Below are 15687 nucleotides of genomic sequence, written 5' to 3'. Positions count from 1 at the left end.
TCCGAGAATGCGATTGGAGTTCAGCTTCTGATAAGACATAGTCATACATGACGAAGGAGGGTTGCTCCTTGTTGGACGTGAACAACTTCGAGTATATGAAAATTGGTCTGGCTTCGCCGGATAAAATTCGCTCGTGGTCCCGCGGAGAAGTCAAGAAGCCGGAAACCATTAACTACAGAACGCTGAAGCCCGAGAAGGAAGGTCTCTTCTGCGAGAAGATATTTGGACCAACCAAGGATTGGGAGTGCCATTGCGGCAAATATAAACGCGTACGCTATAAAGGCGTTGTCTGCGATCGCTGCGGAGTTGAAGTAACTCGCGCGAAGGTGCGCCGTGAACGTATGGGTCATATTGAGCTTGCAGCTCCTGTATCCCACATTTGGTACTTCAAAGGCATCCCAAGCCGCATGGGTCTTGCGCTGGATATGTCCCCTCGTTCCCTTGAGGAGATTATCTACTTCGCATCTTATGTTGTAACGGATCCAGGCGACACGCCGCTGGAGAAGAAACAGCTCTTGTCCGAGAAGGAATACCGCAGCTACCGCGAGAAGTACGGCTACGGCTTCCAAGCGGGAATGGGCGCTGAGGCAGTGAAGAAGCTGCTTCAAGACATCGACATCGACCGCGAGCTCGAGACGCTTAAGGAGGAGCTGCGCACGGCACAAGGCCAGCGCCGCAACCGCGCGATCAAGCGTCTTGAGGTCATCGAGGCGTTCCGTAATTCCGGCAACGCGCCGGAGTGGATGATTCTCGACGTGCTTCCGGTTATTCCGCCGGAGCTTCGTCCAATGGTACAGCTGGACGGCGGACGCTTCGCGACTTCCGACCTTAATGACCTGTACCGCCGTGTTATTAACCGTAATAACCGTCTGAAGCGTCTGCTCGATCTCGGCGCTCCCGACATTATCGTACAGAACGAGAAACGTATGCTTCAGGAAGCGGTTGACGCCCTGATTGACAACGGCCGCCGCGGCCGTCCGGTTACAGGCCCAGGCAACCGTCCGCTGAAATCGCTCAGCCATATGCTGAAAGGTAAGCAAGGACGTTTCCGTCAAAACCTGCTCGGTAAACGCGTCGACTACTCCGGTCGTTCCGTTATCGTCGTAGGTCCGAACCTGAAGATGTTCCAATGCGGACTTCCGAAGGAAATGGCGCTGGAGCTGTTCAAGCCTTTCGTCATGAAGGAGCTTGTGAACAAAGGTCTGGCTCATAATATCAAGAGCGCGAAACGGAAAGTAGAGCGTGTAAGCCCAGAGGTTTGGGACGTTCTTGAAGAAGTAATCAAAGAACATCCGGTTCTGCTGAACCGTGCCCCTACGCTGCACAGACTCGGTATTCAAGCGTTCGAGCCGATTCTGGTAGAAGGCCGCGCGATCAAGCTGCATCCGCTCGTATGTACGGCTTATAACGCCGACTTCGACGGTGACCAGATGGCGGTTCACGTTCCATTGTCCGCCGAAGCGCAAGCGGAAGCTCGCCTGCTGATGCTGGCATCCGGCAACATCCTGAACCCGAAAGACGGCAAGCCTGTCGTTACGCCATCTCAGGATATGGTTCTCGGCAGCTACTATCTAACGATGGACAACAAAGAGTCCAAAGGCACCGGCTCCGTATTTGCTACGGTTAACGAAGCGATCTCCGCTTACCAACGCGGTATCGTCTCGCTGCATGCTCGGATTTTCATTCCGGCAAGAGTCGTGAAGAAAACGATCTTTACGGAAGAACAGCAGAAATCGCTGCTTGTCACAACGGTTGGTAAGGTTATCTTCAATGAGATCTTCCCTGAAGATTTCCCTTACATCAACGAAGCGACCAAGGTGAACTTGCTGCAAGGCACACCGGAGAAATATTTTGTCACCGAGAAGGGCGCTGACCTTAATAAAATTATTGAGGAGCTTCCGACGCCTGGCGCGGTAGGCAAAGACTATCTCGGCACGATTATTGCGGAGTGCTTCCGTAAATACCATACAACGCTAACGGCGATCATTCTTGACCGCATTAAGCAGCTTGGTTTCACGTATTCCACGAAAGCGGGTATTACGATCGGCGTAGCCGACGTTATTATTCCGAAGGAAAAAGCGGAAATCATGAAAGCTTCCGACGAGAAGGTCGCTACCGTTATGAATCAGTACCGCCGCGGTCTGATCACGAACGACGAGCGCTATGACCGGATCATTGGCATCTGGAGTAAGTGTAAAGATGAAATTACGGATATCCTCATGAAGTCGATGGATCGTTACAACAACATCATGCTCATGGTGGACTCCAAAGCGCGGGGTAACAAATCGCAGATTACGCAGCTCGGCGGTATGCGCGGTCTCATGGCGAACCCATCCGGCCGTATTATCGAGTTGCCGATCAAATCGAACTTCCGTGAAGGCCTGACGGTCCTCGAGTACTTTATCTCGACGCACGGCGCGCGGAAAGGTCTTGCCGATACGGCGCTCCGTACAGCGGACTCCGGTTACCTGACACGCCGTCTGGTTGACGTTGCGCAGGACGTTATCGTGCGCGAAGACGATTGCGGAACGGATAAAGGCTTTATGGTCAGCAAAATCCAAGACGGCAAAGAGGTTATCGAGGATCTGTACGACCGTATTGAAGGCCGTTACTCGTTCGAGACTGTCCGCGATCCGAAGACCGGCGAAGTCATTGTGAACCGCAATGAGCTAATCGACGCGAATAAAGCGGAAGCCATCGTAGCTGCCGGCGTAGAGCGCCTGCAGATCCGTTCGGTGCTTAGCTGCCGCGCTCGTCATGGCGTATGTAAGATTTGTTACGGCCGCAACTTGGCGACAGGCAAGCACGTTGAGATCGGTGAAGCGGTCGGCATTATCGCGGCGCAATCGATCGGCGAGCCGGGTACACAGCTGACAATGCGTACATTCCATACCGGCGGCGTTGCCGGCGACGATATTACGCAAGGTCTTCCGCGTATCCAAGAGCTTTTCGAGGCGCGTAACCCGAAAGGTCAAGCGATCATCTCCGAGCTCGACGGCGTTATCAAGGAAATTCGCGAAGCGAAGGATCGCCGCGAAATCGAGGTACAAGGCGAAGCCGAGTCCAAGGTTTATGCGGTAACTTACGGCTCGCGCATCCGCGTCGTTGAAGGCCAGCAGATTGAAGCCGGCGATGAGTTGACGGACGGTTCGATCGATCCGAAGGATATGCTGCGCATCAAAGGCATCCGCGGGGTTCAGAACTACATCCTGCAAGAAGTACAGCGCGTTTACCGGAACCAAGGCGTTGAGATCAACGACAAGCACGTTGAAGTTATGATCAAGCAAATGCTTCGGAAAATCCGTATCGTAGACGCGGGCGACACAACGCTGCTCCCAGGCGCATTCGTAGACATTCATGAATACGAAGCGGCCAACAGCGAAGCAATCTTCGCTGACAAAGAGCCTGCCGTTGCGAAGCCGGTATTGCTTGGTATTACGAAAGCTTCCCTCGAGACAGATTCGTTCTTGTCCGCGGCGTCCTTCCAGGAGACGACTCGTGTCCTGACCGACGCGGCAATCAAAGGCAAGGTTGACCAGCTGCTCGGTCTGAAGGAGAATGTTATCATCGGTAAGCTGATCCCGGCTGGTACGGGCATGCAGCGTTACCGCAACATTCGCTTCGCGGGCATGGAAGAGGAAGTAGTAGAAACCGCAGATCAGGAAGAGAATGCGGAAGCTGTAGTTGTCGAATAAGACACGGCCGTAACGTTTATACGGCTTATATAGAAAAGCGGCACACGTTAAATCGCTACTTGCGAGATGACGCGTGCCGCTTTTTTTCGTTACCGTTATATAATTTACCGTTTCCGATCAATCATTATAGCAGTTGGGCATATCATGTGGTAACTGTATGGAAATGGGGGATCAAAGCCATGAGAACCTATAAGACGAATTTGTTCTTTTTTATCGTGCTGGTTGTGCTCGGTGTGATTTCTTATGTGATGGAAAGATCAGAAGTGAACGAGCTCCAGGCCGAAGCGCAAATGATGTCATTGCTGGCTGTTCAAGAATATGAACCGTTCTATTCCTTGGCAGCAACTCAAGCGGAACGACAAGCATTGAATAAGCTCGAGTCCGATACAAGCCTAGGCCCAGGCGTGTGGACACGGGAGGCTTTGGTGACTGTGGGCCTGCTGCCTGCGGATCAATCGCGGCTCACGCTGGAGGATGCTGAAGCGATCGTCGGGCAAACACTTGAACCGGATAAGATCATCGAACGATTTAATGACATTGCAGGGGCGCCGGACTGGCAGGGAGGAAGCGGCACCGATCTCAAAATTTATTATCTCGACGATGAGAGGCGGGACGCGATTACTGTCTTGAATCGGATGACGGTATCCTACGTGTCATATGACGAATCAGGAGAAAAGTCGGTTCAATTGACAAAGGAATGACGCAACATGAGCAGCTTTTGAAACGTCATAGGGTTATATTGATGTATGGAGGGGGAGCGCCGCATGAAAAATAAAGCTGTCGGTATCGGTTTACTTATTATGGCCGCAACGGCGCTCTTGGCGTTTATTGTATTCGAACGCAATGGTGGTTTAATGGCAGAGTCGTTAGGCCGTTATGGAATCGAGGAATTGCAAACAGCAATGTCTGCAAATAAGGTGGCGTTAGGCGAAGAGGACACCACTCGAAAATATTTCAAGCTGAATGGAGTTCATGCGAGAACCTTTGCGCTCGAAAACGGAGAAAGGATTTCGTTCTATATTTACCGTTCGGATAAACAGAGGGAAAAGGGCGAGGAGGACTTTAAGAAGGAACGGGCCAAATACGATATGCAAATTCCGGAGGCGTATACCGCGCATAATGTGCTGATTCACTATTGGTACCAAGGCGAGACCGGTTCGGTTACGGAGTACGGGGAGAGAATCGGGCTTGCCGTGAAGGAGCTATTGGGGGAGAGCTAGGCTATTAGAGGAGGGATGATATGTCCGACCAACACGACCGCATTCACGAAACCGTGCAGCATGAACGGACCGAGCATGTCGAGACAGGATTTATGGACCCGAACACGTCATCCATCCAGCAGATCGAGGGCGGCGGTCCTATGAAGAGGATTCATCTACAAGACATGCCCATGCCTCTGCGGCTTTTTGGTTACGGGATTAAGGTGGCCATGATAGTAGGTGTCGTTGCCGTGATTGTCGGCAGTTTTGTAAGGTAGTTAGTAGGGAGAATCGCTAGAAAGGCGAGGAGTTTGTTTTTAAGCTGGACTTGGACAAGCCGGCCAATGCCATTTTCCATATAAAAAGCTTCCCGAAGCGATGCGAGTAAATTGGGGTTAGGAGATCTATTATGCAGCGAAAATATACTGCCGACGAAATTTTATCCATCATCAGAGATCGATGTGGGATTCAAGATTCTTTATCCCGATTCAGCATCGAGATCGAAGGTATTGAAACGGAAATCGAGAAGCTTGATGACCGAAGATTGATGATTCGAACGGATAGGATGGAACAAACGCTTGCAGGCGGAGAGTTTCATGAAGAGCATAACAGCATTTTTCAAATGGTCGAAATCATGGATACCGTTTATAAGCCGTTTAATCCAACCCATACTATAACAGTGCTAGCGTTTTTGACTGGGCATCTCGATGAGTCTAAAAAGCCGAAGCCAATTCCTTTCCGATTTGTGCTGAAAGTATTTAAGGACAGGCAGGGGATCGCGGATAGAAGTGACCGGTTTGTTATGTCGTATAACGGTACGGAAATGGAGCTTGAGAGTAAGGGCGAAGAAAGGATCGTTATAAGGGCGTCAGGAGTTAAGATCGTCGCAGGCTCTTTGTTCGCATACTTGGATCCGCTTGATTTTCATGTGGATGCTCAATATTTATATGAGAATTTTAATGCAGCAAATCCGGCCAGAATGACCGTATTAGAGGAGATACGATTTCAGCCGTCAGCGGAAAGGGCGTTCCAGTCGATCATGGAGCTCCTCTTAAGCTATTATGAAACGATACTTATGAAGAGCGGCGAAAACGGTGAAGCGGCGGACCTAATCGCACAAAAAACGTGGAAGCAGGCCGATGCCCATTTGGCCGGTCAAACCTTTCAAGTTTTCTCTAATCCTCAATTTGCATAATCGCTTGATATGAAACTTTTATTAAGATAGGCTAGCCGACAAAAGATACCTTTTTTCTTGCTTGACACGCCTATGTGCAAAGTGATAATATATCGGAGTGTGCCTGATGACTAGGTTTATGAAATCGTCTTGTTCATTTATGAACCGCCTGGGTCTGTGGGCTTAAATTTTGGGTGATATGTCTACCATAATAAAGACATGAATTAGGGGAAGGGGGTGGCAACATGCCAACAATTAACCAGCTCGTTCGCAAAGGACGTCAAGCGAAAGTCGTTAAATCGAAATCGCCAGCCTTGCAAAGAGGTTTCAACGCATTGAAACGTGAAGCGACTGACATCAGCGCGCCTCAAAAACGCGGTGTGTGCACTCGTGTAGGTACAATGACTCCGAAAAAACCGAACTCCGCGCTTCGTAAATATGCGCGTGTACGTTTGACTAACCGTGTAGAGGTTACTGCGTACATCCCAGGTATCGGTCATAACCTTCAAGAGCACAGCGTTGTTTTGATCCGCGGCGGTCGTGTTAAAGACCTTCCGGGTGTGCGTTACCATATCGTTCGCGGCGCGCTTGACACTGCGGGTGTTAACAACCGTAACCAAGCTCGTTCCAAGTACGGCACGAAGCGTCCGAAAGTTAAGAAGTAATAAGTATAACCTAAACGGGTTAATAGCAAGCTAGAACAAGTTACTATGAGAAGAAAGGGGGACTTTCTCATGCCACGCAAAGGTCCTGTAACGAAACGTGATGTGCTTCCGGATCCGGTTTATAACAGCAAACTGGTTACGCGCCTAATCAACCGTATTATGATCGACGGTAAGAGAGGCACTGCACAAACATTGTTATACGATGCTTTCAAACTGATTCAAGAGCGCTCGGGAAAAGATCCAATGGAAGTGTTCGAAGCAGCTTTGAAAAACATCATGCCGGTTCTTGAGGTTAAAGCACGCCGTGTAGGCGGCGCTAACTACCAAGTACCTATCGAAGTTAAGCCTGAGCGCCGTACGGCTCTTGGTCTTCGTTGGCTCGTGAACTACTCGCGTAACCGCGGCGAGAAAACGATGACAGAGCGTTTGGCTGCTGAAATCTTGGATGCTTCCAACAACACTGGCGCATCTGTTAAGAAGCGTGAAGACACGCACAAAATGGCTGAAGCGAACAAAGCGTTCGCTCACTACCGCTGGTAGGATAACCATTAACGAGAGGAGACATATTCATGGCAAGAGAGTTCTCCTTAGAAAATACGCGTAATATCGGTATCATGGCGCATATCGATGCTGGTAAAACCACGACAACTGAACGGATCTTGTTCTTTACGGGCCGTACCCACAAAATCGGCGAGGTGCACGAAGGTGCAGCGACGATGGACTGGATGGAACAAGAGCAAGAGCGCGGTATCACGATTACGTCTGCCGCGACAACCGCTCAATGGAAGGGTAACCGCATCAATATCATCGATACTCCGGGTCACGTTGACTTCACAGTCGAAGTTGAACGTTCCCTCCGCGTATTGGACGGGGCTGTTGGTGTATTCAGTGCGAAGGAAGGCGTTGAGCCACAGTCCGAGACTGTATGGCGTCAAGCTGACCGTTACGGCGTTCCACGGATCGCTTACGTTAACAAGATGGACATCATCGGCGCAGATTACCTGAACGTTGTAAAGGACATGCGTGAGCGTCTGCAAGCTAATGCAGTTGCTATTCAGCTTCCTATGGGCGCTGAGTCCGATTTTGTCGGCGTTATCGACATCATCGAGCGCAAAGCTTACACGTACAAGGACGATCTTGGCAAAGAGCCTATTCAATCTGAAGTTCCTGCAGAATATGCGGACCAAGTTGAAGAGCTTCGTGCCGATTTGGTTGAGAAAGTCGCTGAGCTTGACGAAGAACTGATGATGAAGTACCTGGAAGGCGAAGAAATTACGATTCCAGAACTGAAGGCTGTTCTTCGTAAAGGCGTTTGCGAAGTGAAAATTTTCCCTGTAGTTGCCGGTTCTTCGTACCGCAACAAAGGCGTTCAGCTGGTACTGGATGCGGTAGTTGACTACCTTCCATCCCCAGTTGACATTCCAGCGATCAAAGGTACGCTCGAAGACGGTACGGAAGCGGTTCGCCCTTCCTCTGATTCGGAGCCGTTCTCGGCGCTGGCGTTCAAAATTATGACGGACCCTTATGTCGGCAGACTGACGTTCTTCCGCGTATACTCGGGTATCCTGAAATCCGGTTCGTACGTACTGAACGCGACGAAGAATAAGCGTGAGCGTATCGGCCGTATCCTTCAGATGCATGCGAACAGCCGTCAAGAAATCACCGAAGTTTACTCCGGCGATATTGCGGCTGCAGTTGGTCTGAAAGACACAACAACAGGCGATACATTGTGCGAAGAGAAGTCCCCGATCGTTCTCGAATCGATGAACTTCCCTGAGCCGGTTATCCAAATCGCGATTGAACCAAAAACAAAAGCGGACCAAGACAAGATGGGCGTTGCCATCTCCAAGCTTGCCGAGGAAGATCCGACGTTCCGCGCTTACACGGACGAAGAAACTGGCCAAACGATCATCGCAGGTATGGGTGAGCTTCACCTTGAGATCATCGTTGACCGTATGCTTCGCGAGTTCAAAGTTGAGACAAACGTAGGTAAACCTCAGGTTGCTTACCGTGAGACATTCCGTCAAGCGGCTAAGGTTGAAGGTAAATTCGTTCGTCAGTCCGGCGGTAAAGGTCAGTTCGGTCATTGTTGGGTCGAGTTCGAACCACAAGAGGCTGGCGCAGGCTTTACCTTCGAAAGCAAAATCGTGGGCGGCGCAATTCCTCGCGAATTTATCGCTCCGATCCAGGCTGGTATCGAAGAGTCCATGAAGAACGGCGTACTTGCCGGCTTCCCGCTTGTTGATATCAAAGCTACCGTTGTCGATGGTTCTTACCATGACGTTGACTCCTCGGAGATGGCGTTTAAGATCGCGGGCTCCCTGGCGCTTAAAGCTGCGAAAGAAAAATGTAAACCTGTCCTTCTTGAGCCAATCATGAAGGTAGAGGTTACCGTTCCTGAAGAGTACATGGGCGACGTAATGGGTATGCTGAACTCCCGCCGCGGTCGCATCGAGGGCATGGATTCGCGCGGTGGCGCGCAAATCATCCGTGCGAAGGTGCCTCTCTCCGAGATGTTCGGTTACTCCACAACACTTCGTTCCGGTACACAAGGACGCGGCGTATTCTCGATGGAGCTTTCTCACTACGAAGAAGTTCCAAAATCGATCGCCGACGACATTATTTCGAAGCACAAAGGCAGCGCAGAGTAATCTACTCGAAGCTTGCTGATATCTTAAGTTTGTTTTGGCCGTCATCAAGCGCCTGGCGTCTGGTGCCGGTCCACACATAAAATTAAAAAGTTAAATTGAGGAGGATTCAGTTCAATGGCTAAGGCAAAATTTGAACGTAATAAACCGCATGTTAACATCGGTACTATCGGTCACGTTGACCACGGCAAAACAACTCTGACTGCTGCGATCACAACTGTACTTTCCAAAAAATACGGCGGTGCTGCTGTAGCATTCGACCAAATCGACAAAGCTCCAGAAGAGCGCGAGCGCGGTATCACAATCTCCACAGCTCACGTTGAGTATGAGACTCCTAACCGTCACTACGCTCACGTTGACTGCCCAGGTCACGCCGACTATGTTAAAAACATGATCACTGGCGCGGCTCAAATGGACGGCGCGATCCTGGTCGTATCCGCTTCCGACGGCCCTATGCCACAAACGCGCGAGCACATCCTGCTCTCCCGCCAAGTAGGCGTTCCTTACATCGTCGTATTCCTGAACAAATGCGACATGGTTGAAGACGAAGAGCTTCTTGAACTGGTTGAAATGGAAGTTCGCGACCTTCTGTCCGAGTACGAGTTCCCAGGCGATGACACTCCAATCATCCGCGGCGCTGCTCGTGAAGCTCTGCAAAACCCAGACGGTCCTTGGGCTGACAAGATCGTTGAACTGTTCGAGCAAATCGACACTTACATCCCAACTCCAGAGCGCGACACGGCTAAGCCTTTCCTTATGCCAGTCGAGGACGTATTCACAATCACAGGCCGCGGTACAGTTGCTACAGGCCGTGTAGAGCGTGGTACTGTTAAAGTTGGCGACGAGATCGAAATCATCGGTCTGCAAGAAGAAACCCGCAAATCCGTTGTTACAGGCGTTGAGATGTTCCGCAAATTGCTGGACTCCGCTCAAGCTGGCGACAACATCGGTGCACTGCTTCGTGGTGTTGACCGTAAAGACATCGAGCGTGGTCAAGTTCTGGCTAAGCCAGCTTCCGTTAAGCCACACACGAACTTTACAGCTCAAATCTACGTTCTGACTAAAGAAGAGGGTGGCCGTCATAAGCCTTTCTTCACTGGCTACCGTCCACAATTCTATTTCCGTACAACTGACGTAACAGGTATCATCAACCTGCCAGAAGGTACTGAAATGGTTATGCCTGGCGACAACATCACAGTTACAGTTGAACTGATCGCTCCAATCGCGGTTGAAGAAGGAACTCGCTTCTCCATCCGTGAAGGCGGCCGTACTGTAGGCGCTGGCGCTGTTGCAACAATCCTGAAATAGTGTGCTGCGGTCTGTTGGCCGCATCGCATGAACAGAAACCTCCACTTCGGTGGAGGTTTTTTTATTTTTTTGACCGGATATGACTGTAACAGTAATTAACAAATAATTTTGCATTGACGTTACTGCCAAACTGCAATTAAGATATTAATAATAGTCCAAAAATCTCTTTTAATCGCTAAAATATAGGTTTAACTTGTTATAATCATATACTTTAGCGACTAAAAGCGATAAAGCTTTTAAGTAATGTAAGCCACTTTGTACAAAGAAAAAAGAATTTATAAGAGATGAGAGGGGTTAACAAAAATGAAGAAAAGGTTTTGGGTTGGCTTGGCTCTTGCATCCCTAATGGCCGTAACAGCTGCGTGCGGCGGCAACACAGGCAAAACGAACTCGGAGAATGAAGGACAAGCATCGGGTAACGATACAGCTGCAGAGAAGACGTATAAAATCGCTATTTCTCAAATCGTTGAGCATCCTTCGTTGGATGCAACACGTGAAGGCTTTTTGAAGGCATTAGAAGACGCTGGCCTAAAGGTGGATGTCGATTATAACAATGCTCAGGGCGATCCAAACAACTTTAAAGCAATTGCGGAAAAAATCGCCTCGGGCGATTCTGAATTGGCTTTGGGTATAGCAACAGCAACTAGCGCAGCGCTTGTTGAGGAAGTGACGGACCGGCCAGTCTTGTTCGCCGCAGTTACCGATCCGCTAGCCGAGAAGCTGGTTCCACAGCTTGAAGCTCCGGGAGGCAACGTAACGGGAGCATCGGACACAAACCCAGATGCAATCGTCCAACTCATGGATTTCATTGCTAAAGAGTTACCGGACGTTAAAAAAGTCGGCATCGTCATCAATGAAGGTGAGCCAAATGCAGTCGTAATGAGTAAAATTGCGGAAGAGGCTTTGTCTAAGCATGGAATTGAATTAATCAAAGCTCCTGTTGTAAATAGCTCTGACGTCCAACAAGCGGCTCAGTCGCTTGTCGGTCGTGTTGACGCTGTTTATATCACTTTGGATAACACAGTAGTTGAAGGTGTAGACTCGATTATTGATGTCGTAAATGAAAATGATATTCCGTTCTTCTCAGCTGACCGTGACACAGTGGAAAAGGGCGCGTTTGCAACCGTTGGATTCAAATACTATGATCATGGGTATGAAGTTGGTCAGATGGCGGTCGAGATTCTGAAGGATGGCAAAAATCCAGGCGAAATGGATGTACGTACGCCGGAGAAGTTGGACTTTATTCTTAACTTAAAAGCTGCAGAAGAACAAGGCGTTACGGTAACAGATGCTATGAAAGCTTATGTAAAAGACCCAGACAACAACATCATCGAATAGTTAGCATAAGTTCAAGTTCATTCAAGGCACTACTAAAGCATGGGGTGATCGGGGTTACTGATTCACCCCATTTCTATTAATGAAGGAGGCAGCACAAATGCTTGTATCTCTTACAGGGGCTGTCGAAAGTGGACTGCTGTACGCGTTAATGGCACTTGGAGTATATATAACGTTTCGAATTTTGGATTTCCCCGATTTAACGGTGGACGGTAGCTTTACTACTGGTGCGGCAATTGGTACGGTCATGACAATTGGGGGAACTCCCCCTTGGCTAGCCGTCATATGCGCTTTCATCGGAGGGGCGTTAGCCGGTACGTGTACAGGGCTTCTTCATACGAAAGGGAAGATCAATGGTCTTCTTTCGGGCATAATAATGATGATCGCTTTGTATTCCATTAATCTTAGAATATTAGGGAAACCAAACGTATCCTTGCGTGGCGAGGACAATGTTTTCGATAATGCTTCCATTATTGTAATTGGACTGATTTTAGCTATTATAGTGAAGGTAGCGCTGGATATGTTCTTTAAAACCAATATCGGACTCAGCTTGCGCGCAACAGGCGATAACAGCCGTATGATCCGCAGCTTTGGAGCAAATACGGATATGACCACCATTATTGGAGTTGCTCTTTCGAACGCACTAGTAGCGTGCTCCGGAGCGCTTATCGCACATTCGCAAAATGGCGCGAACAATTCCATGGGGATTGGTATGATCGTAATTGGTCTAGCTTCTGTTATTATAGGCGAGGCAATTTTCGGGGCAAAGACAATATTCCGGGCGACGCTGGCCGTCGTACTTGGAGCCATCATTTATCGGATCATATATGCCCTAGCACTTCGTGTTGAATGGCTGGATGCGCAGGATATGAAGCTAATTACTGCAGTAATTATCATCTGTGCTCTCGTTGTTCCAACAATACGCAGTACAGTGAATTCAAAGCTAACAGCCAAACGGCGGACAGAAGAAGTGCTGGCTTCCATCCACGCTAAAAACGGAGGTGGACGCTAATGTTAAAGATTGAGAAGGTCTCTAAGCTTTTTAACCCCGGGACAGTCGATGAGAAGATCGCGCTTATGGATGCAAATCTATATCTGAAACCTGGAGACTTTGTTACCGTTATTGGAAGTAATGGCGCGGGGAAATCAACCCTTATGAATATTATTTCTGGTGTAATGAAACCTGATGCAGGTAAAATCTTCATTGACGGCAATGATGTGAGTCAAGTTTCGGAGTATCAGCGGAGTCAATGGATCGGGCGGGTATTTCAAGATCCGATGGCGGGAACAGCTCCTCGTATGACGATTGAAGAGAACTTGGCGATCGCGTATAAACGCGGGAGGCCTCGCGGCTTCAGCTTAGGGGTTACGGGAAAAACACGTAAAATTTTTCGGGAAGAGCTGCAGCGTCTCGGTATCGGCCTCGAGAATCGGATGGGCGCAAAGGTAGGACTGCTGTCCGGCGGCGAGCGGCAAGCGTTAAGCCTGCTGATGGCGACCTTTACCCGGCCGCAAATCTTGCTGCTTGACGAGCACACGGCTGCGCTCGACCCGGCCCGCGCGGAGCTCGTTACTACGCTGACCGAGAACATTGTACGGGAACTGAAGCTGACAACGTTGATGGTTACGCATAACATGGAGCAAGCGATCCGGCTCGGTAACCGGCTGATTATGATGGACAAAGGCAAGATCATTCTGCAATTCGATGAGGACCGCAAGAAAGATCTTACCGTTGAGCAGCTGCTTGGCGAGTTCGAGCAAATCAGCGGAAAGAAGATGGCGGATGACCGCGTAGTGCTTGGATAAGGGGGAGCCCTTTCGCAATGGATGCCGGTCGCTGTTAAGGTGGTGGGTAGGTGGGAGAAACGAGAACGTGAACTCATTCACCTGCGCCGGACTTGCCGAGTGCTCCGCACATCACGTGTGCCCTTTTTCTCCGGTAACAAAAGAAATGCAACCGCTCATCGAAGGATGCTAGCCATCCTTTCGAGATGGGCGGTTTATTTGTTCGGTGTCGATTACCGCATGCACACTTTGAAGTACCTTACTATCAGAAATGTTCCCAAGGGGAAACTTGCTGCTCAATCAGAAATAGAGACAAAAGTGCACGTATTTGAGCCATCCTAGACCGCCCAGCTAGAAATAAAGGCAAAAGTACACTTATTCTGATCCATATCTCGATTGTTATAGGTTAGCTGAAGAAATAAGTGCACTTATGGCGTTATTCATATAAAATGCCGCATCACGAGAAAATTAGGTGTACTTTTGTCCTTATGAGAGCAGTAAGAGGAGAAATGCGGCAAGAATGCCGAGCAGTGAGATCCCGACAAGGCAAGAGCGGACTGAAGCAGTTCCGGCAGCTAAGCTATATTACTATAGAAGAAACGAACAGTTGGAATGATTTGACCATTCCGAAATCAGCACAACAGACCTAGGAAAAGCCGGATCCGACGCGGATTTCTGGCTTTATATTTTTTATGCGTAATTCGAAATGTTTTAGTTGCAATCGCCTATTCAATCCGATATAATATTGACTGTTGGTCTGACGTTGCGTTGATGTGAGAGGTTGCCGACACACCCGGCTCCTTTGCCATGGAGCTAGTGACGGGTTATTCTCACGGAGTATGTCCGATTAAAAAATTGGGCGAAAGAAGGAGGGACTTATATGGCAAAGCAAAAGATTCGTATCCGCTTGAAAGCATACGATCACAGAATTCTTGATCAATCCGCTGAGAAAATCGTGGAAACTGCAAAACGTTCCGGTGCAGGCGTGTCCGGGCCGATTCCGTTGCCAACGGAAAAGCAAATCATCACTATTCTCCGCGCGGTGCACAAGTACAAGGATTCCCGTGAGCAATTCGAAATGCGCACACACAAGCGCTTGATCGACATTGTGAATCCTACGCCGCAAACGGTTGATGCGTTGATGCGTTTGGATCTGCCATCCGGTGTAGATATCGAAATCAAACTGTAATAGCTGTAACATCTGATATACGAACATAGAGAGGAAATGAGGTGTCAACATGAAAGGTATCTTAGGGAAAAAACTTGGAATGACTCAAGTATTTACCGCTGAGGGTAACGTAGTTCCGGTAACGGTAATCGAAGCTGGTCCGAACGTTGTTCTTCAGAAAAAATCGGTAGAAACTGACGGCTACGAAGCGGTTCAGCTCGGTTTCGCTGATAAGAAAGAGAAGAGATCGAACAAGCCAGAGATCGGCCACGCGAAGAAAGCGGGAGCGACTCCTAAGCGCTACGTTCGTGAAATTCGCGGGATTAACCTTGGCGAGTACGAAGTTGGCCAGGAAGTGAAAGCTGACTTGTTCGCAGAGGGCGAATTTGTTGACGTAACAGGTATTTCGAAAGGTAAAGGCTTTGCCGGCGTAATCAAGCGTTGGGGACAAAGCACTGGACCAATGTCTCACGGTTCCCGCTACCACCGCGGACCAGGTTCCATGGGTTCGATTCAAGCGAACCGCGTTCCGAAGGGCAAGCACCTTCCAGGACATATGGGCCATGAGACGATTACGATTCAAAAACTCGAAGTTATCCGTGTAGACGCAGAGCGCAACGTGATCCTGGTTAAAGGCTCCGTTCCTGGTCCTAAAAACGGCTTCGTGAAAGTAAAACAAACAGTTAAGAACTAATTGCTCTTGAAGAAAG

General features: G+C 49.3%; 14 protein-coding genes. All 14 read left to right on the top strand.

Features of this window, described 5'->3' with window-relative positions; genetic code table 11:
• Positions 1-68: 68 nt before the first annotated feature.
• The 14 genes from rpoC (at position 69) to rplC (ending at position 15671) form a co-directional block, all read left to right on the top strand.
• Complete coding sequence (gene rpoC, locus D3P08_RS24780; RefSeq protein ID WP_119602814.1) at positions 69-3695, top strand: DNA-directed RNA polymerase subunit beta'; 3627 nt, start codon at positions 69-71, stop codon at positions 3693-3695.
• 179 nt (positions 3696-3874) lie between these two features.
• On the top strand, positions 3875-4396 hold the full coding sequence (locus D3P08_RS24775) for a hypothetical protein (protein WP_119602813.1): 522 nt from the start codon (positions 3875-3877) through the stop codon (positions 4394-4396).
• Between the two features lie 63 nt (positions 4397-4459).
• Entirely contained in the window at positions 4460-4915 is a 456-nt protein-coding gene (locus D3P08_RS24770) for a hypothetical protein (RefSeq protein WP_119602812.1), read from the top strand.
• A gap of 20 nt (positions 4916-4935) precedes the next feature.
• Complete coding sequence (locus D3P08_RS24765) at positions 4936-5172, top strand: hypothetical protein (protein ID WP_119602811.1); 237 nt, start codon at positions 4936-4938, stop codon at positions 5170-5172.
• 131 nt (positions 5173-5303) lie between these two features.
• Positions 5304-6089: a hypothetical protein gene (locus D3P08_RS24760; RefSeq protein ID WP_119602810.1), complete on the top strand. Its 786-nt coding sequence runs from the start codon at positions 5304-5306 to the stop codon at positions 6087-6089.
• A 224-nt stretch (positions 6090-6313) separates the two neighbouring features.
• Entirely contained in the window at positions 6314-6733 is a 420-nt protein-coding gene (gene rpsL / locus D3P08_RS24755; RefSeq protein ID WP_119602809.1) for a 30S ribosomal protein S12, read from the top strand.
• Positions 6734-6802: 69 nt separating this feature from the next.
• Positions 6803-7273 (top strand): 30S ribosomal protein S7, encoded by a 471-nt coding sequence (rpsG, locus tag D3P08_RS24750; protein ID WP_087570303.1) that lies wholly within the window; start codon positions 6803-6805, stop codon positions 7271-7273.
• A gap of 29 nt (positions 7274-7302) precedes the next feature.
• Positions 7303-9384: an elongation factor G gene (fusA, locus tag D3P08_RS24745; RefSeq protein WP_119602808.1), complete on the top strand. Its 2082-nt coding sequence runs from the start codon at positions 7303-7305 to the stop codon at positions 9382-9384.
• A 114-nt stretch (positions 9385-9498) separates the two neighbouring features.
• A complete protein-coding gene (tuf, locus tag D3P08_RS24740) occupies positions 9499-10689 on the top strand; it encodes an elongation factor Tu (protein WP_119602807.1) in 1191 nt (396 codons plus the stop codon).
• Positions 10690-10992: 303 nt separating this feature from the next.
• Positions 10993-12027, top strand: coding sequence for an ABC transporter substrate-binding protein (locus tag D3P08_RS24735; protein WP_119602806.1), 1035 nt, complete (start codon positions 10993-10995; stop codon positions 12025-12027).
• A 97-nt stretch (positions 12028-12124) separates the two neighbouring features.
• Complete coding sequence (locus D3P08_RS24730; protein WP_119602805.1) at positions 12125-13036, top strand: ABC transporter permease; 912 nt, start codon at positions 12125-12127, stop codon at positions 13034-13036.
• Positions 13036-13830 carry an ABC transporter ATP-binding protein gene (locus D3P08_RS24725; RefSeq protein WP_119602804.1) on the top strand — a complete coding sequence of 265 codons (795 nt, stop codon included), beginning with the start codon at positions 13036-13038 and terminating at the stop codon, positions 13828-13830. The genes D3P08_RS24730 and D3P08_RS24725 overlap by 1 nt, the downstream gene beginning before the upstream one ends.
• Positions 13831-14689: 859 nt before the next feature.
• Positions 14690-14998, top strand: a complete 309-nt coding sequence (gene rpsJ, locus D3P08_RS24720; RefSeq protein ID WP_005544556.1) for a 30S ribosomal protein S10 — start codon at positions 14690-14692, stop codon at positions 14996-14998.
• A gap of 49 nt (positions 14999-15047) precedes the next feature.
• Positions 15048-15671 carry a 50S ribosomal protein L3 gene (gene rplC, locus D3P08_RS24715; protein WP_119602803.1) on the top strand — a complete coding sequence of 208 codons (624 nt, stop codon included), beginning with the start codon at positions 15048-15050 and terminating at the stop codon, positions 15669-15671.
• Positions 15672-15687 lie beyond the last annotated feature (16 nt).

Source organism: Paenibacillus nanensis, assembly GCF_003583765.1.
In the GTDB taxonomy this organism is placed as follows: domain Bacteria; phylum Bacillota; class Bacilli; order Paenibacillales; family Paenibacillaceae; genus Pristimantibacillus; species Pristimantibacillus nanensis.
This window is presented reverse-complemented; position numbering and strand designations above follow the sequence as displayed.